General features: G+C 72.6%; 19 protein-coding genes. 7 read left to right on the forward strand and 12 right to left on the reverse strand.

The genetic code is table 11. The features are described from left to right. Positions 1-106: 106 nt before the first annotated feature. Entirely contained in the window at positions 107-3,151 is a 3,045-nt protein-coding gene (locus HUV60_RS15650) for an AfsR/SARP family transcriptional regulator (protein WP_257850669.1), read from the reverse strand. Positions 3,152-3,357: 206 nt separating this feature from the next. Between HUV60_RS15650 and HUV60_RS15655 the strand changes: the two genes are divergently transcribed. The 3 genes from HUV60_RS15655 to HUV60_RS15665 all read left to right on the forward strand — a co-directional run bounded on the left by HUV60_RS15655 (position 3,358) and on the right by HUV60_RS15665 (position 6,596). Next, positions 3,358-4,947 (forward strand): hypothetical protein, encoded by a 1,590-nt coding sequence (locus HUV60_RS15655; protein ID WP_257850668.1) that lies wholly within the window; start codon positions 3,358-3,360, stop codon positions 4,945-4,947. Positions 4,948-5,227: 280 nt separating this feature from the next. After that, positions 5,228-5,530 carry a zinc ribbon domain-containing protein gene (locus HUV60_RS15660; protein WP_257850667.1) on the forward strand — a complete coding sequence of 101 codons (303 nt, stop codon included), beginning with the start codon at positions 5,228-5,230 and terminating at the stop codon, positions 5,528-5,530. Positions 5,531-5,726: 196 nt separating this feature from the next. Beyond that, entirely contained in the window at positions 5,727-6,596 is an 870-nt protein-coding gene (locus tag HUV60_RS15665; RefSeq protein ID WP_331461994.1) for a sporulation protein, read from the forward strand. Between the two features lie 70 nt (positions 6,597-6,666). On the opposite strand, the gene HUV60_RS15670 is transcribed toward HUV60_RS15665, so the two are convergent. Beyond that, positions 6,667-7,602, reverse strand: coding sequence for a M56 family metallopeptidase (locus HUV60_RS15670; RefSeq protein WP_257850666.1), 936 nt, complete (start codon positions 7,600-7,602; stop codon positions 6,667-6,669). A gap of 6 nt (positions 7,603-7,608) precedes the next feature. Continuing rightward, positions 7,609-7,998: a BlaI/MecI/CopY family transcriptional regulator gene (locus tag HUV60_RS15675; RefSeq protein WP_257850665.1), complete on the reverse strand. Its 390-nt coding sequence runs from the start codon at positions 7,996-7,998 to the stop codon at positions 7,609-7,611. 141 nt (positions 7,999-8,139) lie between these two features. Between HUV60_RS15675 and HUV60_RS15680 the strand changes: the two genes are divergently transcribed. Next, positions 8,140-8,436 carry a twin-arginine translocase TatA/TatE family subunit gene (locus tag HUV60_RS15680; RefSeq protein WP_257850664.1) on the forward strand — a complete coding sequence of 99 codons (297 nt, stop codon included), beginning with the start codon at positions 8,140-8,142 and terminating at the stop codon, positions 8,434-8,436. Positions 8,437-8,457: 21 nt separating this feature from the next. On the opposite strand, the gene HUV60_RS15685 is transcribed toward HUV60_RS15680, so the two are convergent. Both HUV60_RS15685 and HUV60_RS15690 read right to left on the reverse strand, forming a co-directional pair. Next, positions 8,458-9,219 carry a TIGR03943 family putative permease subunit gene (locus tag HUV60_RS15685; protein ID WP_257850663.1) on the reverse strand — a complete coding sequence of 254 codons (762 nt, stop codon included), beginning with the start codon at positions 9,217-9,219 and terminating at the stop codon, positions 8,458-8,460. Beyond that, positions 9,216-10,250, reverse strand: coding sequence for a permease (locus tag HUV60_RS15690; protein ID WP_443047307.1), 1,035 nt, complete (start codon positions 10,248-10,250; stop codon positions 9,216-9,218). The genes HUV60_RS15685 and HUV60_RS15690 overlap by 4 nt, the downstream gene beginning before the upstream one ends. A gap of 217 nt (positions 10,251-10,467) precedes the next feature. Here HUV60_RS15690 and HUV60_RS15695 point away from each other — a divergent pair, with 217 nt between their 5' ends. Next, complete coding sequence (locus HUV60_RS15695; protein ID WP_257851701.1) at positions 10,468-12,459, forward strand: potassium channel family protein; 1,992 nt, start codon at positions 10,468-10,470, stop codon at positions 12,457-12,459. A gap of 55 nt (positions 12,460-12,514) precedes the next feature. On the opposite strand, the gene HUV60_RS15700 is transcribed toward HUV60_RS15695, so the two are convergent. Beyond that, positions 12,515-14,425 (reverse strand): S9 family peptidase, encoded by a 1,911-nt coding sequence (locus HUV60_RS15700; protein ID WP_257850662.1) that lies wholly within the window; start codon positions 14,423-14,425, stop codon positions 12,515-12,517. Positions 14,426-14,580: 155 nt separating this feature from the next. Between HUV60_RS15700 and HUV60_RS15705 the strand changes: the two genes are divergently transcribed. Further along, positions 14,581-15,429 carry an SURF1 family protein gene (locus tag HUV60_RS15705; protein ID WP_257850661.1) on the forward strand — a complete coding sequence of 283 codons (849 nt, stop codon included), beginning with the start codon at positions 14,581-14,583 and terminating at the stop codon, positions 15,427-15,429. 30 nt (positions 15,430-15,459) lie between these two features. Here HUV60_RS15705 and HUV60_RS15710 read toward each other — a convergent pair whose 3' ends face one another. The 4 genes from HUV60_RS15710 to HUV60_RS15725 form a co-directional block, all read right to left on the reverse strand. Beyond that, positions 15,460-16,941, reverse strand: a complete 1,482-nt coding sequence (locus HUV60_RS15710) for a hypothetical protein (protein ID WP_257850660.1) — start codon at positions 16,939-16,941, stop codon at positions 15,460-15,462. Next, on the reverse strand, positions 16,938-17,612 hold the full coding sequence (locus tag HUV60_RS15715; RefSeq protein WP_257850659.1) for a SigE family RNA polymerase sigma factor: 675 nt from the start codon (positions 17,610-17,612) through the stop codon (positions 16,938-16,940). The genes HUV60_RS15710 and HUV60_RS15715 overlap by 4 nt, the downstream gene beginning before the upstream one ends. A gap of 374 nt (positions 17,613-17,986) precedes the next feature. Beyond that, positions 17,987-19,063 carry an aspartate-semialdehyde dehydrogenase gene (locus HUV60_RS15720; RefSeq protein ID WP_257850658.1) on the reverse strand — a complete coding sequence of 359 codons (1,077 nt, stop codon included), beginning with the start codon at positions 19,061-19,063 and terminating at the stop codon, positions 17,987-17,989. Beyond that, positions 19,063-20,340 (reverse strand): aspartate kinase, encoded by a 1,278-nt coding sequence (locus HUV60_RS15725; protein WP_257850657.1) that lies wholly within the window; start codon positions 20,338-20,340, stop codon positions 19,063-19,065. Before HUV60_RS15725 ends, HUV60_RS15720 begins: the two co-directional genes overlap by 1 nt. A gap of 697 nt (positions 20,341-21,037) precedes the next feature. Between HUV60_RS15725 and HUV60_RS15730 the strand changes: the two genes are divergently transcribed. Then, positions 21,038-21,223 carry a hypothetical protein gene (locus HUV60_RS15730; RefSeq protein ID WP_257850656.1) on the forward strand — a complete coding sequence of 62 codons (186 nt, stop codon included), beginning with the start codon at positions 21,038-21,040 and terminating at the stop codon, positions 21,221-21,223. A gap of 205 nt (positions 21,224-21,428) precedes the next feature. Here HUV60_RS15730 and HUV60_RS15735 read toward each other — a convergent pair whose 3' ends face one another. After that, complete coding sequence (locus HUV60_RS15735) at positions 21,429-22,088, reverse strand: DUF5063 domain-containing protein (RefSeq protein ID WP_257850655.1); 660 nt, start codon at positions 22,086-22,088, stop codon at positions 21,429-21,431. Further along, positions 22,081-22,680: a recombination mediator RecR gene (recR, locus tag HUV60_RS15740; RefSeq protein ID WP_257850654.1), complete on the reverse strand. Its 600-nt coding sequence runs from the start codon at positions 22,678-22,680 to the stop codon at positions 22,081-22,083. Before recR ends, HUV60_RS15735 begins: the two co-directional genes overlap by 8 nt. Between the last annotated feature and the right edge of the window lie 38 nt (positions 22,681-22,718).

The following is a 22,718-nucleotide window of genomic DNA, read 5'->3' on the forward strand; positions in this document are numbered from 1 at the left end:
TCAACTCCCAAAAGGTCATCGGAGTTGAACCGTCCCCGTCTCACAGCCGTTGTTCCGGTGCGTCCCGGCGACTCCCGGCGGGGCTCACCATCGGAGGAGATCCATGTCAGGCGGTCCGCCTCGGCGCAGCCCCTCGGGCGTGTGCGTCGGCCGGGGCGCCCTGCAGGCGGGCGAGCCGCGCGCGGACCTTCTCGGCATCCGGATGACCGAACTCCGCGAAGATCGCCAGGGCTTGGTGCCAGCTCGTCCGGGCGGCCTCCGGCTCCCCGGCGTCGAGATGGACGTCCCCGAGGTTGCCCAGCGTGTGGCCCTCGCCCCACCGGTTGCCGATGTCCCGGTGCGTCGCGAGTGCCTGACGGTAGTACTCGACGGACTCGTCGTAGCGGCCGAGCCGCTGGTGGACCGTGCCGAGGATGTCGAGGGCGATGCCCTCGACCCAGCGGTTGTCGCCGGCGCGCAGCACCACCAGCGCCCGCTCCAGGCAGCCGAGGGCGTCGTCGTACCGGCCGAGCCGCTGGTAGGCGTCGCCCAGGTTGCACAGGGCGATGCCCTCTCCCCAGGCGCTGCCCTCGATGCGGTCGAGGGCCAGCCCCCTCCGGATGTACTCGACGGCCTTGCCGAGCCGGCCGACGTGCAGGTAGGCGTCACCCAGGTTGGCGACCACCGTCGACCTTGCCTTCCTGTCCCCGAGTTCCTGGCACAGTTCCAGCGCCCGGTGCAGATGCACGATGGCCTCCTCGAGCCTGCCGGCGTTGCGCAGCGCGGCGGCCGTGTCGGACAGCCCCTGGGCCTCGCCCTGCCGGTCGCCGGCGGTGCGGGCGGCGATGAGACCCGCACGGGAGGTGTCGAGCCAGTCGTGCGTGTGGCTGCGGAGGTAGAAGAACCCCCACAGGACGGCGGGCAGCCGCCACGCGATGCCAGGTTTCCCGGCCTGGTCGGCCTGGTGCACCGCAACGACCAGGTTGGGCCGTTCGGTCTCGCACCAGTCGAGCGCCTGCTCGTGCGTCGTGAACTCCAGCGGCCGGCACCCCTCGGGCAGCGGTTCCAGGGGAATACGGCGGCGGTTCGGGGTGATGTGCGGGTAGGCCGCGTCGGCGGTGTGCAGGTACCAGGAGAGCAGTCGCTCGACGGCGAGGTCCCGCTCCTTTCGTGTCTCCTCGGCACGCACCCGTTCTGCGGCGTACACGCGCAGCAGGTCGTGCAGGGTGTAGCGGCCCGGGAAGTGCTCGGTGAGCAGGTGGGCGCGGGTCAGCTCGGCGAGGATTCCGCGGGCCTCGCGCGGGGCGAGCCCGGCGAGAGCGGCCACCGCGGGCGCGGAGATGTCCGGCCCGGTGTGCAGGCCCAGCAACCGGAACAGGAATGCCGCCGGGGCGGACAGCGCCTTGTAGGACCAGGAGAAGACGGCCCGCACGTCGGTGGTGATGTCGTCGCCGCCGGCGAAGGCGTCCAGGCTGCCGTGGCTGTCGTTCACCTCGTCGGCGAGGGCGCTGAGCGGGAAGGCCGGGTGGGCGCAGGCGTGGGCGGCGACGATGGCGAGCGCCAGCGGCAGCCGGCCGCACCGCGCGATGATCTCGTCCGCCGCCTTCGGTTCCGCGGCCAGCCGGTCGGCGCCCAGGCGCCTGGCCAGCAGGTCGTGTGCCTCGGCGAAGGACATCTGGTCCAGCGTCAGGGGGTGCGCCCCTTCGCCGGCGACCAGACCGGTGAGCCGGTTGCGGCTGGTGACGATGACCAGACAGCCCGGAGAGCCGGGCAGCAGAGGGCGGACCTGCTCGGTGTCGCGGGCGTTGTCGAGGAGGATCAGCACCCTGCGCTGCGCGAGCAGGCTGCGGTACAACGCCACCTGCGCGTCGAGACCGGCGGGTATCCGCATCGGGGGAACGCCGAGCGCGTCGAGGAAGATGCGTACAGCCTCGTCCGGCGTCACCACCGAGCCGGTCGGGGCGAAGCCGCGCAGGTTGATGTAGAGCTGGCCGCCGGGGAAGCGGTCGGCGACCCGGTGGGCCCAGTGCACGGCCAGGGTGGACTTGCCGATCCCGCCCATGCCGCCGATCGCGCTGATCACGACGGTCGGCGGAGGGCTGCCGTCCTCGGGCAACAGAGCGGTGGTCCGCTCGAGTTCGGTGTGCCGTCCGACGAAGGTCGGCAGATCGGCGGGCAGTTGCGCCGGGCGGGCGGTTCCCTCCGGGGAGTCGGGCGGGTCGGGGCGACCGGCCGCGTCCGTCTGCCGGCCGGCCGGGCCGTCCGCCGTGCCATCGGTCACTCTCCCGTCCGCCGGTGCGACGACGGACGGCTCGGACACCACCGGTGCCACGGACGGCCGGAGTTGTCTGAGCGGGGACGCGGGCCGGAGCGGAGCGGGCGCCGGAGCGGGCATCAGGGCCGGGTCGACCGCCAGGATGCGGTCGTGCAGGTCCCGGAGCGAGGCACCGGGCTCGATGCCCAGCTCCCTGACCAGGGCACGGCGGGTCCCGCGGTACGCCGTCAGGGCCTCGGCCTGCCGTCCGGACCGGTACAGCGCCAGCATGAGCAGCCGGCACAGCTGCTCCCGCAGGGGGTGCCTGCCGGTGAGCGACATCAGCTCGGCGATCACCTCGTGATGGCGTCCGAGCTCGATGTCGACGTCCAGCCGCGCCTCCAGCGCGGTCAGCCACTCCTCGTCCAGCCAGGAGCGCACCGTCTCGGCCAGCGGGCCGGGCAGTCCGGCCAGCGCGGCTCCCTGCCATCCGCCGAGCGCGGCGTGCAGCAGTTCCGCGGCGCCGGACACGTCACCCGCGGCGCGCGCCTTCTTCGCCCGGGTGACCCGGTGCTGGAACACGGCGAGGTCCAGGGCGTCCTCCGGGATCCACACCACGTACCCGTCCCCGACGGAGACGACCACCCGGGGCTGCCCGGCCGGGTCACGGTCGGGCTCCAGCACCTTGCGCAGACGCGACACGTAGGTCCGCAGGACGGACACAGCAGCCGCGGGCGGCTCCTCCCCCCAGACGGCGTCGAGGAGTTCACCGAGCGGCACGGGGCGTCCACGCCGTAACAGCAACGCCGCCAGCACAACCCTCTGTTGCGGCGAGCCGAGGTCCAGTTCCCGTGCCCCGCGCCATGCCCGTACCGGACCCAGCACAGCGAAACGAACGGAATTCACGTAGTGGTCCACCCTCGGACTCTAATGGGACGTGATGTCGTCACCGTCACGCGGATAGAACATGCCATTCCGTCCGGCGTCGTCGTTGATTTCTCTGTTGTCCCGCTTGCCACCCGGGAGTTGAACCATTTTCATCCGGCGTCCGTTGCGGTACGCGGGTCACGCCGATAGGGACTCCGACCGTGCCGCACGGCCGGGAACGGCAGAGAGGAACGCTTATGAGCCGAGGTGCAGGAGAAGGAGCAGACGAGCCGGTCACCGGAGGCGAACACACCGTGTCCGGTGACCCGCCCGAGCCGTCCCCGCACTTCACGGTGGTCATCTCCGGTGACGGTTCCGCCGCCATCAACGGTGAGCCCGTGCCGGTGGCGGAGGGGGAGACGGTCGACGCCGCGATCCTCGACACCCTGCACGGACACGCACGCGACCGGGACATCACCGTCACGGCGGCGATCTCCGACCCCGCCGCGGGGTACGTGGCATTCGTCGAGGTCTCCCCCGACGGCTCGAGTTCGCTGCTGGAACAGCAGCAGGAGCCGGAGGCACCGGCGCCTCCACCAGCACCAGCACCGTCCCTCGTGAAGGGGGACGCCGTCGACAAGACCGACGACGGGCCCGTCGGTGACACCGGTACCGCGGTCGCTCCGGGCATCGATGCCGACGACGACCTCGACGAGGCGACGTACGCGCTTCCCGGTCCCGAGGGGCCGCCGCCCCCGCCTCGGTCCGGTGGCCCGGTGCCGGGAGCGGGATCGGAGTCGGAGTCCGGGGCCGGTTCGGGTCTGGGGATGGGCTGGGATACGGAATCCCGGTCGGAACCCCGGTCGGAACCCCGGTCGGAATCCCGGTCGGAGTCGGCCGCCCGCCCCGTACCGCCGCCGAAGCCCGCCCGCAGAACCGCCTCCCGGCAGTCGGACGACGAGTTCGAGGGCCCCGGACTGCTCAGCAGGCCGCTGGTCGTCGGGCCGGTGGCACTCGGTGTGGCCGCGCTGGTCGTCATACCGCTGGTGATTCTGGGCAGCGGCGGATCGGACGGCGGCGGGAACCGGGAAGAGGCCGCCGCCCGTGCGGGCACCTCTTCGGCCGAGGCGTCACCGAGCCCGAAGACGTCCCCGCGGCCGATCCCGCCCCCGCCCAGTTCGACGTCCGCCTCACCGTCGGCCAAGCCGAAGGAGAAGGAAAAGGAAAAGGAAAAGGAGAAGGAGAAGAACGGGCCGAAGCCGACGTACGCCCCGAAGGCGAAGAGCGGTGCGAGCGTCACCGTCACCGTGACCGCGACGCCTCCGCAGGACACCACCACCGTCACGGCGAAGCCTCCGCAGGACACCGCCGCCAGCGCCGTGAAACGGCTCGCCGAGAGCGACCCGTCCGGGCGTCACATCTGCTACCGCGCGTACGTCGCCGATCGGGGCTGGCAGAAGCCGGTGTGCGACGGCACCATCGCGGGGACGTCGGGCCAGAACAAGCCGATCAAGGCCCTGAACATCGCGGTGCACGGCGTCGACGGCTCGGCCGCCAACGCGTTCCGGCAGGTGCCGAAGCCGGTCGACGGCCGGGGCGAGTGGCAGCCGAGCTGGACGGCCGTCACCGGCAACGGCAAGAACATCTACATCGGCAGCTCGAAACAGGACGCCCCGAACATGCTGGGCTTCGCCATCAACGTCGGCAGCGGCCAGGTCTGCCACACCGTCCGTCTGCGCCAGAGCGACTGGGGGCAGCGGACATGCGGCAAGGCCCGCCCCGACTACACCTTCGGCGGCACCCTCGACAACGACGTCTGGCTGGAGGCCGTGACGTTCACGGTGTGAGGCCCACGGTGGGAACCGCCCGGTGCGAGGTGCCAAAGGATCCGGTTCAGGTCCGCCGGCGCCGCTGCCGGGTGGACGGGGGTGCCGGCGTCGTCGGGTTCGGCGACGTGCCAGGCGCCCGCTCGTGCGCGGTGCGGCAGTCTTCCGGCCTGCCGCACCGCCCACCCCTCACTCACCCCGGGGGTTCCCGCGTCGTGGTTCCGGTGTGCGGTGGCTTTCGTGGCGTGGAGGGTGGCACGCTCAGAGGCAGCGGACAGCCATGCCGGGAAGGGGCAAGCACATGATCATTTTCGGCACCAAGGGGCATCTCCACCAGCTCGCGATACTCACGCTGGTGTGCGTCCAGTGCAGGAATCCCTCCGCGCACACACTCAGGAAGCGGGTCACGAGGTTCACGCTGTTCTTCGTGCCGCTGTTCCCGGTCTCGACGAAATACCTGACGCAGTGCACCTTCTGCGGCGCCGAGTCGAAGGTGTCCGCCGAGCAGGCCGAGCAGCTGCAGGCGCAGGACGCGGGCGGCCCCGGCAGCGGCCGGCCGTACGGACAGCCGCCCCAGCAGCCCCAGCAGCCGTACCAGCGGTAGAACCGCGGGGTGGGCACCCTGCTCCGGCATCCGGCTCCCCCTCGGTCGCGCTGCCTGTACACGGGGCGCCCCACCCGGCCGCCACGGACGTCACCCGGCACTCCCTCTATGCTCCACGCGGTTGTTCCCTGTGCGCAGGTGCAGACAGGTGTACGCACGCGACAGGTCAAGTGGCAGGTAAGGAGCGGATGCCTCGATGGTGTTCAAGCGGCTGCTCGGTCCGCCGGGTCCGGGCGGGCCCACGGTCGACACGGTTCTGGAACCGGGGCCCGTCCGGCCCGGTGGGACGCTCGCCGGGCAGGTGCGGCTGGTGGGCGGCGACACCGCGTTCGACATCGGGCAGGTGGCCCTTGAACTCGTGGCCCGGGTGGGGTGTGGGAGGGGCGGGAACGGGATTGCCGTGCCGTTCGAGCGCTTCGCCGTCGGGGGCGGGTTCCGGCTGGACGAGGGTGAGGCGCGCACCGTGCCGTTCGGGGTGACGCTGCCGTGGGAGACACCGGTCACCGAACTGGACGGGCGGGAACTGGGCGTCCGCCTCGGCGTGCGGACCGAGCTGGCGGTGGCCGGGCCGCCGGAACCGGACACCGACGCGGGCCCCGGCCCCGGTCCGCTGGGTGTCGGTCCGCTCGGTGTCGGTCCGCTGCCCGCCCAGGAGGCGATCATCGGCGCGTTCCGGCGGCTCGGGTACGGGCTGCGGTCCGCCGGTCTCGAGCACGGCCGCATCGGCGGCACCGGGCAGCGGCTGCCCTTCCACCAGGAGATCGGGCTCACCCCGGCCCCGTCGTACGCGGACCGGGTGGAGGAGATCGAGCTGACCTTCCTCACCCACCCGGGCGGCATCGAGGTCGTCCTGGAGGCCGACAAGCGGGGCGGCGGGAACGCCGGCGGCGACGAGGACACCGGGCACGACGCGCTCAGCCGGTTCACCGTCGGCCACGACGACGCCCGCGACTGGGCCGCCGAGGTCGACGGCTGGGTGCGGGAACTGGTCGAGCACCGGGAGGCGTACGGCAGCGACAGCGCGTACGGGCACGGGGGGCCGCGCTCCGGACCGGATATCGGCTGAAGGCCCGGCCCCACCGCGCCCGCACCACCCGCCGCACCCCGCACGCCCCGCACCAGCCGCCGTGCTCGCCCTACAGCGGCGTCGCCGTGCGCAGGATCCAGAACAGGGTCACCACCGCGTTGGCGGACGACATCGCCGACGCGGCCGTACCGGCGGCCGCTCCCCAGGCCGCCAGGCCCGCCGAGGTGAAGACCTCCGGCCAGGGCCCCGTGGCCGGAGGCGGGGCGAGCAGCGCCGCCACCCGGCGGGGGACCGGTCCCGGCGCCGCGAACGCGAGCAGGGGCGGGTCGCCGGCCCGGGAGGCGAGGGCCGCCTTGCCGATGGCGGTGGCGACCGTACGGCGGTCGCCGACCGTGCGGGCCGCCTCCTCGTCCGCCCAGCGCTCCGCCGCGTACGACACCGCCGTGGGCAGGGGCCACAGGAACGGGTTGGCGTGCGCGGCCAGCCGTGCGGCCAGGAGGAACCGGTGGTGGCGGGCGATGAGATGGGCGCGTTCGTGCGCGAACAGGGCGCGGCGTTCGGCGGGGGCCAGGTGGTCCAGGAGGGCGGTGGTGACCACGACCCGGTCGCGGCACGGCCCGGTGCCCGGGAGGGCGTACGCGTACGGGGTGTCGTCGGGCAGGACCGCCACCTCCGTGTCCGGCAGGCCGGCCAGGGCGCGGTGGGCGCGTCGGCGGGTGCGGACGTGCCGCCACAGGGTCCGGGAGCAGGCCAGCAGCACCGCGCACAGGGCCGGGATGGCGGCCTTCCCCACGACCTCGTCGTACGGGACCGCCTCCCGCGCCTCCGGGTCCGACCAGCCGTCCGGCAGCGGGTTGCCGGGCAGGGTCGCGGTGCCGACCACCATCACCAGGCACAGGCACACCGTGCTGCACACCGCCATCACCGCGGCGACCCAGGTCAGCATCCGCGTCGCGGTCCGCGGGTGCAGATGCTGTGCGGCGAGCCGGGCGATCGGCCACGCCGTCAACGGCAGGACGAGCGGCAGGAAGACGAACACCCCCATGAGGCTTCAGTCTTCCCCGTCGCTCCGGGGCTGACCCAGCAGTTCCCTCAGGAGTCGTTCGTCGTCGGGGCCGAGGCCGGTGACGAAGCTGGCCAGGACCGCCTCCCGGTCGCTCTCGGCATCCAGCACCCTGCGCATCCGGTGGGCGGCGAGGCCGGCGTGGTCGGAGGCAGAGGTCCAGGCGAAGGAGCGGCCCGCGCGTTCACGGGTGACCGCGCCCTTCGCGAGCAGCCTGGTGAGGATCGTGACGACCGTCGTATAGGCGAGGTCCTCGCCCAGGCGCTCCTGCACCCAGCCCGCCGTCACCGGACCGTCCGCCTCGCGCAGCGCCGACAGCACCAGTGCCTCCAACTCGCCCTGTCCCCGCCGCCGGTGACGCCGACTGTGTTCGACCACGGCCTGTCTCCCTTCCGTCGACTTCCCGTTCCCCGGCGGTCATCGTAGAGACGAACGGACGCCGTCAAATTCTCTACATTGCTGTAGATTCTACGGGCGGCATCCGGTAACGACTCACGAGAAGGACGGGCGGACCCCCACATGTTCGGACTGAGCGAACTCGCGATCATCCTCATCGTCGTCATAGCCGTGCTCGCGGCGAAAAAACTGCCCGACCTGGCCCGCTCGGCCGGCAAGTCCGCCCGCATCCTCAAGGCCGAGGCCCGCGCGGCCAAGGCGGAGGCACCGGAGGACGAGCGGCGGGCCCGGGCCCAGCAGTCCCAGCCCTCCCGGCAGCCGGACGCCCCTCGTGTCATCCCGGGCGAGACCGTCGTCACAGGGGAGACCGCCGCCCGGGACACGTCCGCCGACGGCAGCCCCATCCAGCAGCAGCGGTAGCAGTGACGTAGGCGAGCCCGCTCAGCCGTTCCAGACGTCGTCGTACGGGTCCCTCGGGGTGGGGACCGGCTTCGCGGACGTGACCTCGAAGTAGGGGACGGGTCCGTCGTTGACCGGGTCCTTCGTCCGGCGCGGGCTGTAGGTGCCGCTGACCTCCAGCCAGGCGTCCGGCTGCAGGACCGGGGGGACCTCGCCGGTCAGGGCGATCTTCACCGGCTGACCGTCCGCGGCACAGCAGTTGAGGGACATCCGGACCAGTTGGGGAGCACCGGACGGGTCCAGTGCGACGAAGCCGGTGATCTCGATGGGCCGGTCGCCCAGGCCACGTCCGTCGTCGTAGACCGCGCGGGCCGCGTACTCCCCCACCCCCAGGCGCAGCGTGCCCCCGGCGGGAAGTTCCGGGAAGCCGAACGGCTTCTGCAGGGCCGTACCCGTGTGGGTGGCGCTGTACGAGCCGAGGGCCGGCGGGGCCACCAGGATCAGGGCGAGGACGGGAAGGGCGAGGAGCCAGGAGACACGGGGCTCGCAATGCCCCTGACGGTCGTCGGAGTCGCCGTCGCGCCTCCCGCGGGACCCACGCCACTCGTACCAGACCGTCGCCACCGCCGTCACGACGAGCACGGCACCGCACAGCAGGAGCAGCGGGCGCAGGCCCGCCTTCACATAGCGCAGGTGGAGGTCGGTCAGCCCGGCGTGCAGCACGGTCGTGCCCAGGAGGAACAGCAGGGCAGCCTGCGCCTGCCGGTTGAGGCTCGGGTTCGAGTGGCGACGCAACCGGTTCACAGCAGCACCGCTCCCGTCAGGACCGAGACCCCGACCGCCAGGACGAGGGTCGCCGGGGCGAAGCGCAGGGCGAAGCCGCGGCCGAACGTGCCGACCTGCATGGCGAAGAGCTTGAGATCGACCATGGGGCCCACTACGAGGAAGGTGAGCCGGGCCGTCAGCGAGAACTGGGTCAGGGACGCGGCGACGAACGCGTCCGCCTCCGAGCAGATCGACAGCAGGACGGCCAGCGCGGCCAGGACCAGCACCGACAGCACGGGGTGGTCGGCCGCCCGTTGCAGCCAGGCGGCCGGGACGACCGCCTTCAGCGTCGCCGCGGCCATCGCACCGACCACCAGGAAGCCGCCGGCGTGCATCACGTCGTGCCGGACCGACCCCCAGAACGCCGCGCCCCGGCCCTGCCCCTCGTAGGACGAGCGGGACGGCGGGCGCAGCCAGTCGGCGCGGCCGTGGCGCTGCCACAGCCAGCCCATCAGGCAGGCCACCAGCAGGCTCGCCACGAACCGGGCGAGGACCATCAGGGGGTCGTTCGGGAAGGCGACCGCCGTCGCCGTCAGCACGATCGGGTTGATCGCGGGCGCGGACAGCAGGAACGCCAGCGCCGCCGCCGGGGCCACTCCCCTGCGCACCAGCGCCCCCGCCACCGGGACCGACGCGCACTCGCAGCCGGGGAGCACCGCGCCCGCCGCGCCCGCGACCGGGACCGCCAGGGACGGACGCCTCGGCAGGGCGCGGGCGAAGAAGGACGGCGGGACGAAGACCGCGATCGCCGCGGACAGCAGGACGCCGAGCACCAGGAAGGGCAGCGCCTGGATCATCACCGCCACGAACACCGTCGTCCAGCTCTGCATCACCGGGGCGCCCAGGGCGCGGCGGATCGGGGCCTGGAACATCACGGCGGAGAGCAGGAACAGGACGAGCAGGAGAGGCGGGTCGAGGTGCCGGGACTCCCCGGCCGCCCCGCCACCGCCGTCACCGAGCCCCGTGTCACCGTCGGCCCCCTTGCGGGGAGCCGGCTTGGTCATGGCCACGGGCCGGTCACCTCCGGACTCGCGCGCGGGAGCGGGGCGGGGGCGCGCGTTCCCCCTCCCCTCGATACGGAGCGGAGGGCGGACCCGTTCAGCACCGTTCGGCACGGTTCGGCACCGGCCGTCGTGCACCCGTGGAACCGCCTGCGTGTATACGGCAGTCTTTCCTCCCGTGGTGAACCTTCCGCATCAGACCCCGCCAAGCGTTCCCCCCGCGCACATGCTGGTGTGCGGTGACGACGGACTCGCGCACCGGCTCGCCGCCGAACTCCGGGGCGTGTACGGCGAACAGGTCACCCTCGTCGTGCCGCCCTCCGGACTCCGGGTGCGGGAACCGGTGGTGGGCCGGGCCCGCGCCGCGTCCGCCGCGCTGATCGACCGGTTCGTGAACGCCACCGTCAACCGCGCCGGCACGGGCGGCGGCCTCGACGAGCCACCCGACGAACAGCTCGTCGAGGCCGCCGAACCCACCGACGCCGTACTCACCGAAGCGGGCGTCGCACGGGCCGCCGCGCTGGCCCTGGTGTACGACGACGACGAGACCAACATCCACGCCGCCCTCAACGCCCGCAGGATCAATCCCAGGATCCGCCTCGTCCTGCGCCTCTACAACCGGCGCCTGGGCCGGCACGTCGAGGACCTGCTCGACCAGGCCGCGGAGTTGTCCGGCGGCGACGCGCAGGGGCCTGGACACCACGGGGGCGACGCCTCCACCACCGTGCTGTCCGACGCCGACACGGCCGCCCCCGCCCTGGTCGCCACCGCGCTCGTCGGCACCAGCAAGATCGTCGACACCGACGGGCTGATGCTGCGCGCGGTGGAGCGCCGGCCCCCGCGGCCCGGCGAGGTCGCCGATCCCGGCCTGTGCACGCTGGCGCTGCTGTCCGCGACGAGCAACGACCCGGCCGGCTCGGACGGTTCGGAGGACAGCGGCGACCAGGGTCCGCAGATGCTGCCCGACGCGGCGGCCGTCGCGGCGGCGACCGGACGCGGCACGATGGTGCTGGAGCAGGTGTCGTACTCCGGGCCGCCGCTGCCCGCCGTACGGGCCGGGGTGCCGCCGTTCGCCTCGCTGTTCTCGCAGCGGCTGCGGTGGTCGCTGGCGGGGCTCGCGACGGCCGTGGTGGTCCTGGCGGTCGTGCTGGCCCTGGTCACGGACGACCACCCGCTGCACGCCGTCTACGTCACCCTGCTCGACCTCTTCGCGATCAACGAGCCCGCGCACAACCAGTCCATGGGGCGGCAGATACTGCAACTGCTCACCGGGCTGGTCGGGTTGCTGCTGCTGCCGGTGATGCTGGCGGCCGTCCTGGAGGCGCTGGGCACCTTCCGCACCGTGTCGGCGCTGCGCAAGCCGCCGCGCGGGCTGAGCCGGCACGTGGTGCTGCTCGGGCTCGGCAAGATCGGTACACGGGTGCTGACCCGGCTGCGCGAACTGCACATCCCCGTGGTGTGCGTCGAGGCCGACCCGGAGGCGCGGGGGATGGCCACCGCACGGCGACTGGGCGTACCGGTGGTGCTCGGGGACGTCACGCAGGAGGGCGTGCTGGAGGCCGCGAAGATCCACCGGGCCGACGCGTTCCTCGCGCTCACCAGCGCCGACACCACCAACCTGGAGGCCGTGCTGTACGCGCGGGCCGTACGCGCCGACCTGCGGGCCGTCCTGCGGCTGTACGACGACGAGTTCGCGACGGCCGTGTACCGCACGCTGCGGGCCGCGCACCCCGACGCGGTGACCCGCAGCCGCAGCGTCTCCCACCTGGCCGCGCCCGCCTTCGCCGGGGCGATGATGGGCCGGCAGATCCTGGGGGCCATCCCGGTCGAGCGGCGGGTGCTGCTGTTCGCGGCGCTGACCGTGGGCGGGCATCCGCAACTGGAGGGGAAGACGGTCGGCGAGGCGTTCCGGGCCGGGGCGTGGCGGGTGCTGGCCCTGGACACGGCGGCGACCCGGCCGGCGCCGGGCGCGGGCGGGAACGGCACCGGCCCCGGTCCCGGGAACGCCGTCGGTCCCGGGACCGGGGCCGCGGCCGGCGGCACCGCGGCGGCCGGTGAGCCGTCGGGACCGTCGGGACCGTCGGGACCGTCGGGGCTGGTGTGGGACCTGCCCGACACGTACGTCCTGCGGAACGAGGACCGGGTGGTGCTGGGCGCCACCCGGCGAGGGCTGGCGGAACTGCTCGGGCGCAGGGGGAGGGAACGGTCGGTAGGGTGACCTGCCGGTGCTTCCCAGGCGGCCGGCGCCCGGGAAGCACCGGCGCCGGAATCCCTCAGCCCTGCTTCCCCTCCGCCGTCGCCGTACCCGTACCCGTCGTCGCCCCTGTCGCCGATCCCAGGTACCTTTCGGCGAAGTCCAGTTCCATGCGAACCTGTTTGATCCGCTCGTCGACCACCAGGGAGCCGTGTCCCGCGTCGTAGCGGTAGACCTCGTGGGGGGCCTCGCGGGACCGGAGGCGGTGGACGTAGTTCTCGATCTGCCGGATCGGGCAGCGCGGGTCGTTCACCCCGGCCGAGATGTAGACCGGCGCCTTCACCCGGTCGACGTAGGTGATCGGGGAGGACGCCTCGAACCGCCCGGGCACCTCCTCGGGCGTACCCCCGAGCAGCGTGCGGTCCATCGCCTTCAGCGCCTCCATCTCGTCGTGGTACGCCGTGACGTAGTCGGCGACCGGGACCACCGCGATGCCCAGCGTCCACGCGTCGGGCTGGACGCCCAGGCCGAGCAGGGTGAGGTAGCCGCCCCAGGAGCCGCCGGTGAGGATCAGGCGGTCCGGGTCCGCGAGGCCCGAGCCGATCGCCCACTCCCGGACCGCGGCGATGTCCTCCAGCTCGATCAGTCCGACCCGGTGCTTGAGCGCGTCGGTCCAGGCACGGCCGTACCCGGTGGAGCCCCGGTAGTTCACGCGGACCACCGCGTACCCGTGGTCGACCCAGGCGGCGGGGCCGGCGGCGAAGGAGTCACTGTCGTGCCAGGTGGGGCCGCCGTGGATGTCGAAGACGGTGGGCAGCGGGCCGGTCGTGCCCTCGGGCTTCTGGACCAGGGCGTGGATCCGGCCGCCGGGGCCCTCCACCCAGACGTCCTGAACCGGCACCGAGCCGGGCGAGCGCATCCCCGGCGGGTCCAGGACCACCCCGCCGCTCGTGGAGCGCACCGCCGACGGCTGGGCCGACGACGACCACAGGTACTCCACGCTGCCGTCCGGCCGGGCCGTCGCACCCGAGACGGTGCCGGGCGGGGTGCCGATCTCCACCAGCTCCGGGCCCGCCAGGTCGTAGCGGAACAGCTCGCTGCGGGCCTCGAAGCTGTGCGCGATGAGCAGACCCGTACCGTCCGGGAACCACTCGGCGCTCACGTCGCCCGGCAGCTCCAGGGAGAGGTCCGTCTCCTCGCCCGTCGCCACGTCCCACACCAGGGGCTCCCAGCGGCCGCGCCGCTGATGGCCGATGAGCAGACGCGTGTCACCGTCGACGGGGGCGAAGCCCAGCACCTCCAGACCCAGCTCCCCGGTACCGCCCCTGGTGTCGTCCAGTTCGGCGACCGTGGTGCCGTCGGGGCGCAGCACGCGCAGCGCGGAGTGCATCGCGTCGCCGTGCTCGGTGTGCTCCACGGCGATCAGCGAACCGTCGTGCGAGAGGTCCCCGACACTCGCCGACTCACGGTGCCGGTAGATCTCCACCGGCGCCGCAGCCGCATCACCCGCCCGCACCAGGTAGATCGTCGTACCCTCCTCGTCCGTGGAACGGCCCACGACGGCCGTGCTCCCGTCCCGGCCGAGAGCGAGACCGGCCGGGTACGAGGCGTCGAGCCCCGGAGCGGCGAGCCCGTCCGGACCGCCCGCGAACGGCTGGCGGCGCCAGACCCCGAACTCGTCGCCGTCCTTGTCGTCGAACCACCAGATCCACTCGCCGTCCGGTGAGAGCACGCCGTCCGTGGTGCCGTTGGGCCGGTCCGTCACCTGGCGCTGCCCGCCCGTCGACCGGTCCCAGGCATACAGCTCGTACGTCCCCGTCGCGTTCGACACGAACAGGGAACGGTCGGGGGCGTCCTCCGCCCAGTCGGGCAGGGACACCCGCGGCGCCCGGAAGCGCTTCTCCCAGTCGGGCATCCGCTCGCCCTGATGTACTCGCTCGGTCCGGTCCGTCCGCCGCGCCGGTGCGCCGGACCCGTTGCTCTCAGTCATGACCCCATACTGCCCGCCCCGGCGGGGTGCGCGCCGCCGAGGTCCCCGACCTGTGGACAACCGGAGCCCCCAGCCTGTGGACAACCGGCGGAACCACGGACCGTCGAGGCGGCCCCGCGGGCCGCTTCCCGGGCGCGGCACCGTACGGTGGGGGCGTGTACCGGTTTCTGCTGACGCCCCGATGGTGGGGGATCAACGTCTTCGTGCTGCTCGCCATCCCCTTCTGCGTCTTCATGGGGTCATGGCAGCTGGGCCGGTTCGAGGACCGCGTCGAGAACCACCGCGGCGCCGAGGAACAGGTCGCCTCCAGCCGGCAGGAGGAGGCCCGGCAGCTGGACACGCTGCTGCCGGTGACCAAGGCGACCTCCGGCAAGCAGACCACCGCGAGCGGCCGCTACGAGGAACAGCTCCTCGTGCCCGACCGCGACCTCGACGGCGAGCCCGGCCACTACGTCCTGACCTTGCTGCACACCGACACCGGCAAGGTCCTGCCCGTCCTACGGGGCTGGCTGCCCGGCGACCCGGACCCGGCCGGCGAGCCCGCGCCGCCGGCCGGCGAGGTCACCGTCACCGGGGCGCTCCAGGCGTCCGAGACACCCGGCAGCAACGGCGTGGGCGCCCTCAGCGGCCTGCCCGAGGGCCAGACCGGCGCGATCAGCTCGGCGTCCCTGGTGAACCTGGTTCCCCACGACGTGTACGACGCGTGGATCACCCTCAACGAGGGCGACTCGGGGATGCGCCCGGTGCCCGCGGTCGCGCCCGGCGGTACCGGCCTGGACCTCAAGGCCTTCCAGAACCTCGGCTACACCGCCGAGTGGTTCGCCTTCGTGGGCTTCGTGATCTTCATGTGGTTCCGCCTGGTACGCCGCGAGGCGGAACTGGCCCGGGACACGGAACTGGGCCTGGTCCCGGACGAGCGGCCCGCACAGGACCGGAAGCAGGGCCAGGGCGAGGACCAGAAGCGGGAGCAGGGCCAGGAGCAGCCGAGCCCGTCAGGGGTGTGACGGGCCGGCCTCGCGGGCCCGCCGTCGCCGTCAGCCCGCCGTGGTCGGCAGCAGTCCCGTCCAGTAGACGGTCCCCGCGCAGGCGTGGGGCACCGTGGCGGTCGCCGTGCCCGCTCCGCCCTCCGGGGTGTACGCCACCGTCACGCTGCCGCCGGTCGTGCCGTCCTCCATGAGGAGCTGGGCCTCGGTCCCCGTGTCGCCGCCCGCGGACGTGCCGTCGGCGGCCGTCGGGTTCTCGGACGGGCTGGGGTCGGACGAGGGGTCCACGCTGCCGCCGCTGCCGCCGCCCCCGCCGTTGGTGGGGCAGGGCTCGGAGGGCACCCAGGCGAACTTCACGTCGTACGCCTCACCCGGCTCGAGCACCGGTCGCCCGGCCTCCAGGGACGGGTCCGGCAGGCCCGCCGCCGCGTCCCCCGCCGTGTGCCGGACCGGGACCACCTCGGCTGCGTCGGCCGCGCCCAGCGGCGTCACCTCCAGGCTTCCCGGACCGCCGACCGTACAGCCGGCGGTGGACACGTTGGCCACCCGGAAGGAGCCGTAGACCGCGCCGGTGGAGTCGGGCGCGCCGCTGTTCGCGACGACCGGGCCGAGCTGGGCGCCCGTACAGACGGGTGACCCCGCGGTGGCGCTCGCCGAGGGGCCGGCCCCCTCCGTCACGCCCGTGCCCGCCCCGGTGCCGGTGGCCTTCTCCTCGTCCTCCGTGTCGTCCCTCCGGTCCCCCTCGACCCGGTCCGAGGTGCCGCCCGCGGTGGTCTCGCCCCCGCCGGGGCCCTCGCCCTCGCCGGTACCGTCCTGTGCCTGCGAGGCATGGCCCACGGCGGACGGGTTGGCGTCGGGGCCGGTGGAGCTGGAGATGTGCACGAGAGCCGGTACGGCCGTGCCGACGAAGAGGGCGGCGGCCGCCGCCCCGACGAGGATCTGCCGCTTGCGCGCCCGGCGGGCCGGGACCGCTCGCCGCAGGTAGTCCAGCGAGCCCTCGCTCGGCTCCACCACGCGCACCCAGCTGTGCAGCAGGCTGCGCAGCTCCAGCTCGTCCGGACCGAGCCGGTCGGGGCCCGGTCCGTCCGGGCCGGCGTTGGCGTCGTTCACAGTTACGTTCCCAGCGTGCGATCGCTTCGGCTGCTGCCCGGACGGCGACACCGGCCCACGCAGCACGCGCAGGCCGTCCCCACCGGACGAACCCGGGCCGTCGGACGCGAGCGCCTCGAACGCGGGCACCGCGGCCGATCCCTCTCCGGGCTCGCGCTCCCCGGCCGTACGCACGTCGGCCTCCCGGCCCCCGGTCTCCCCTTCCCGCGGATCCTCTTCCCGCGGATCCTCTTCCCGCGGATCCTCTTCCCGGGGCTCCCCCTCGCGAGGTTCCCGTTCCTCGGGTTCCCGCTCGTCGCCCTCGGGCTCGCGCTGCCCGCCCCCGGGGACGGGCTCGGACGGGCCCTCCTCCGCCCCGGGCCCCCGCGGTTCGCGCTCCTCGCCCCGCACGTCCTCGCCACGGGCGTCCTTCCCGGCGCTCATACCGGTGCCTCCATGGCCACCCTCAGTGCCGCGATCCCGCGCGAACCGTACGCCTTCACCGAACCCAGCGAGATGCCGAGCGTCGACGCGACCTGAGCCTCGGTCATGTCGGCGAAGTAGCGCAGCACCAGTACCTCGCGCTGACGGCGCTGGAGCCCTTTCATCGCCTTGATGAGGGAGTCGCGTTCCAGCAGGTCGTACGCGCCCTCCTCCGCACTCGCCATGTCGGGCATGGGCTTGGAGAGCAGTTTCAGCCCGAGGATGCGGCGGCGCAGCGCGGAACGGGAGAGGTTGACGACCGTCTGGCGCAGATACGCCAGGGTCTTCTCCGGGTCCCGGACGCGCTTGCGGGCGGAATGGACGCGGATGAACGCCTCCTGGACGACGTCCTCGCAGGAGGCGGTGTCGTCGAGGAGCAGCGCGGCGAGGCCCAGCAGCGAGCGGTAGTGCGCGCGATAGGTCTCGGTGAGGTGGTCGACGGTCGTGCCGGCCGCCACCACGTCGTCGGCACCGCCGTCACGCTGACCGGGTATGCGGGCGGGCCGCGCTGCGGGCATCGGCGCGATCACCGGCATGCCACCGGACGCACCGGCCCTGCGGGGTCGGAGTGCCTGGCGGGGCGGGCGCAGAGCCGGGCCGCGCGGCGTTGCGAAGTCGAGTACCTCAGCCACGCCAGTTGGACACCCGCCCCTCCGTGAGGGTTGTACGTGCCGGACGTCGCGTTTGTTGCGGCGCCCGGAATCCGCCGTCCCCCGTCCGCCCCGGGCAGCACCACCGACAGCACACCGAATGCCCTCATGCGTCCTGCTCTTCCCTTATGCATCATATGAACGGACGTCCCCACGCCCGGAAAAGACCGCCTCTCCCCCCGTGCGCCCGGAAAAAGGAGTACCCGCAAAGACGCTTTCCGCCCGGCACGCGGTTGCGTGGGGCGAAAGGTAAATCCTTGACTGCCTGCCGGCCAGGAGCAAGAGATCGGGGCACCGTGACCGGTTCACATCACTTGCACAGATCCTACAAAGCAAATGCTGTGACCAAGCATTGTTTACAGTGCGTGCGTCCGGGGCCGGTCCGGCACCGCCACCAGCTCGGCGATCTGCGCGGTGTTCAGGGCGGCGCCCTTGCGGAGGTTGTCGCCGCAGACGAAGAGCTCGAGCGCCGTCGGGTCGTCCAGGGCCCGGCGGACCCGCCCCACCCAGGTCGGGTCGGTGCCGACGACGTCGGCAGGCGTGGGGAACTCACCCGCGGCAGGATTGTCGTACAGCACGACGCCGGGCGCGGTGGCAAGGATCTCGCGGGCCTCGTCGACGGTGACCTCGTGCTCGAACCGGGCGTGCACGGTGAGCGAGTGCGTGGTGATCACCGGCACGCGGACACAGGTAACGGCGACCGGGAGGCGGGACAGGCCGAGGATCTTGCGGGACTCGTCGCGGACCTTCATCTCCTCGGAGGACCAGCCGTCCTCGCGCAACGACCCGGCCCACGGCACGACGTTCAGCGCGACCGGATCCGCGAACGGCCCCGTGCCGTCCCCCACGGCCCGGCGTACGTCACCGGGGCCCGTCCCCAGCTCCGTGCCCGCAACCAGGGAGAGCTGGTCGCGCAGGGTCCGCACACCGGCCTGCCCGGCGCCGCTGACCGCCTGGTACGAGGAGACAACCAGCTCGCTCAGCCCGAACTCGGCGTGCAGCGCGCCCACGGCGACGATCATCGACAGGGTGGTGCAGTTCGGGTTGGCGACGATCCCGCGCGGGCGCGTCCGCACGGTGTGCGGGTTGACCTCGGGGACGACGAGAGGCACCTCGGGGTCCATGCGGAAGGCGCCGGAGTTGTCGACCACCACCGCGCCCCGCGCGACGGCGACGGGCGCCCACCGCGCGGCGACCTCGTCGGGGACGTCGAACAGCGCGACGTCGATCCCGTCGAAGGCCTCCTCTGTGAGCGCCACGACCTCGGTCTCCTCTCCGCGCACGGCCAGCTTGCGGCCGGCCGAGCGCGGGGAGGCGATCAGTCTGATCTCACCCCAGATGTCCGCCCGCTGGGACAGGATCTGGAGCAGCACCGTGCCGACGGCTCCGGTCGCTCCCACGACCGCGAGCGCCGGTCGCCCGGACCGCGTCATCAGCGGCCGGTGCCCCCGTAGACGACGGCCTCGTCGCTGTCGGAGTCCAGCCCGAAGGCGGTGTGCACGGCGCGGACGGCCTCGTCCACTTCGTCCTTGCGGGTGACGACCGAGATGCGGATCTCGGAGGTCGAGATCAGCTCGATGTTCACGCCCGCGTCGGACAGCGCCGTGAAGAAGTCCGCGGTGACTCCGGGATGGGTCTTCATGCCGGCACCGACCAGGGAGATCTTGCCGATCTGGTCGTCGTAGCGCAGGGACTCGAAGCCGATGGCACCCTTGTTCTTCTCCAGGGCGTCGATGGCCTTGCGGCCGTCGGTCTTCGGCAGCGTGAACGAGATGTCCGTGAGGCCGGTGGAGGCCGCGGACACGTTCTGCACGACCATGTCGATGTTGATCTCGGCGTCGGCGATCGTGCGGAAGATCGAGGCCGCCTCGCCCGGCTTGTCCGGCACACCGACGACCGTGATCTTGGCCTCGGAGGTGTCGTGCGCGACACCGGAGATGAGCGCCTGCTCCACCTTCTTGTCCCCTCGCTGAATCGGCTCACTGCTGACCCACGTGCCCCGCAGCCCGCTGAAGGACGAGCGGACGTGGATCGGGATGTTGTACCGGCGGGCGTACTCCACACAGCGGTGGAGGAGCACCTTGGACCCGGAGGCCGCCAGTTCGAGCATGTCCTCGGTCGAGATCCAGTCGATCTTCCGGGCCTTCTTCACCACGCGCGGGTCGGCGGTGAACACGCCGTCGACGTCGGTGTAGATCTCGCACACCTCGGCGCCGAGGGCGGCCGCCAGGGCCACCGCGGTGGTGTCGGAGCCGCCGCGGCCGAGCGTGGTGATGTTCTTGCCCTGCTGGCTGACGCCCTGGAAACCGGCCACGATGGCGATGTTGCCATCGTCCACCGAGGCCTGGATCCGACCGGGCGTGACATCGATGATGCGGGCTTTGTTGTGGACCGAGTCGGTGATGACACCCGCCTGGCTGCCGGTGAAGCTCTGGGCGTTGTGGCCCAGGTTTTTGATCGCCATGGCCAGCAGGGCCATGGAGATCCGCTCTCCCGCGGTCAGCAGCATGTCGAGCTCGCGCCCGGCAGGCATCGGAGACACCTGCTCGGCGAGATCGATCAGCTCGTCCGTCGTGTCGCCCATCGCGGAAACCACGACGACCACCTGGTGGCCGTTCTGCTTGGCTTCCACGACCCTCTTGGCGACGCGCTTGATGCCCTCGGCATCGGCTACGGAGGAGCCTCCGTACTTCTGCACGACAAGGCCCACGTGCGCTCCTCGCTCATTCCGTCGTTGTCCCACGTTCTGCGCACATGTGTGCACAGCGTGGTCGGCTCATTCTATCGAGCACCCGGAAATCGCCTCCGCGATATCGCATCGTGAGACTTCCGGGCACCCGCGCAGGAGGGCTCATGCCCAGGGCGGCGCGGACCACTCGGGAAAGTGCCCCGCGTCACACTCCCCCCGTTCACGCCCTCACGGTTCACGGTCGCTCCACGCGAACGCCCTCCCGGCCGGCACAGGCGGCCGGCGCCCTGGTGTCCCCCCCCTGGCCACCCGGCAGCCGCTGAGCGCTCAGCGCTCAGCGCTCAGCGCTCAGCACAGCATCGCCGCCGAGGCGCGCTCGTCCCCGCACTGCGCCGACGCACCGCCGGAACGGGCGGGACGTCCCCACGCGGCAGCAGTTCCTTGTGACGCCCGAGGAACCGCCGGTCGCTCTTCGCGGCGGCGAGGAGCGCGTCCGCCGTGGACCACGTGACTGGTGCGCCGCGCCGCTCCGCAGCCTGGCCGAGGACCACCGCTTCGTACTCGCAGGGCGCACCGGGGTGGTGGTGCGTCGGCGCCGGCGCACCACCCGCCGCCGGAGGGAAACACATGGGCGGGTCACTTTGACGTTCCCCAGACGCCGAGGCGTCCGGGGGCCTCCCTCGCGCTGTCCGTCCTCGCGGCCTTCGTCTCGTTCCACATGGTCGGGAGCAGGGGCGCGGGCTGGTTCCTCATGGCTGCCGGGCCGACCGGTCCCGCGGTCGCCCTCGTATGGCGGACGGCACGACGTGAACGCCCGGAAGCCGCTTTCGTCGTCATCCCGATGGGCCTGCCGGCACTGATGTCGGTGCTGTTCGGTCTCAGCCAGGGATTCCCCTGGTCCTGAGCCGGTCGGCGAGCAGCCAGGAACGGCGTTCCGCCCTCCCCGCCCTTTCCGCACGAGGCGGAGAGGGCGGGGAGGGCGAAATTGGTTGAAGCCTTGTTGATTGAAGCTTTACTACTTCGCCAGCACCATTCGCTCCGGCAAATCCATCTTCACCCCACGGTCCCCCGGGGAATGACGGACAGATCGCGTCCGGGCGCGGAGCGTTCTACGTGACCGGGCGCATGCCCAGCGGGACGCCGATCTCCTCGGCCATGACCCTGCCCGCCTCGATCTCCAGGGCGTCGTCGCCCACGTCCTGGTCGGTGTCGAGACCGTCCAGGGCGGCCAGGGGCTGGTTGAGACGGACGTGGGCCACTACCGACTGGAGTGCTCGCAGGGCCGCGGACGCGGTGGAGCCCCAGTTGGAGAAGTAGGAGAACTGCCACCACCACAGCGCCTCCGTGGTGCGGCCGGCGCGGTAGTGGACCATGCCGTGGCGGAGGTCGGTGATGACGTCGGTGAGGTCGTCGGAGATCCGGGCCGCGACGGGCGCCTTGCGGGGCTCGTAGGGGTCGAAGACCTCGGAGTAGACGTCGACCGGCTCCAGGAGACGGGCGAGGTTCTCGCGGAGTGTGTCCACGTCGGCCTCCGGGCCCGGATCGGGCTCGTAGCGCTCCTCGGGGAGGATGTCCTCGTGCGCGCCCAGCCGGCCGCCGGCCAGCAGGAGCTGGGAGACCTCCAGCAGGAGGAAGGGGACGGCCGAGTCCGGCTCGTCGCCCTTGGCGACCTCCGTGACGGCGACCAGGAAGCTCTCGATCTGATCCGCGATCTGGACCGAGAAGTCGTCCGGGTCCCGGTCGGTCGCGTGCAGCGTGGCATCAGACATCTAGGAGTCGTCTCCCCTCGAAGGCGCGGCCGAGGGTGACCTCGTCCGCGTATTCCAGGTCCCCGCCCACCGGGAGGCCGCTGGCCAGGCGGGTGACCTTCAGGCCCATGGGCTTGATCATGCGGGCGAGGTACGTGGCCGTGGCCTCACCCTCCAGGTTCGGGTCCGTGGCAAGGATCAGCTCGGTGACCGCGCCGTCGGCCAGCCGGGCCAGCAGTTCCCGAATGCGCAGGTCGTCGGGGCCCACCCCGTCGATCGGACTGATCGCGCCGCCCAGGACGTGGTAACGGCCCCGGAACTCGCGCGTGCGCTCGATGGCGACGACGTCCTTGGGTTCCTCCACGACACAGATGACGGCGATGTCGCGGCGGGCGTCACGGCAGATGTTGCACAGCTCCTCCTGCGCCACGTTGCCGCAGGCCGCGCAGAAGCGGACCTTCGCCTTGACTTCCATCAGGGTGTGGGCGAGCCGCCGTACGTCCGTCGACTCCGCCTGCAGGACGTGGAAGGCGATCCGCTGGGCGCTCTTCGGACCGACGCCGGGCAGCCGCCCGAGTTCGTCGATGAGGTCCTGCACCACGCCTTCGTACAACGGACTGCCGCCCTTCCTGGGTTCCTTCAGTACGTACC

Source organism: Streptomyces sp. KMM 9044 (genome assembly GCF_024701375.2).
GTDB lineage: Bacteria > Actinomycetota > Actinomycetes > Streptomycetales > Streptomycetaceae > Streptomyces.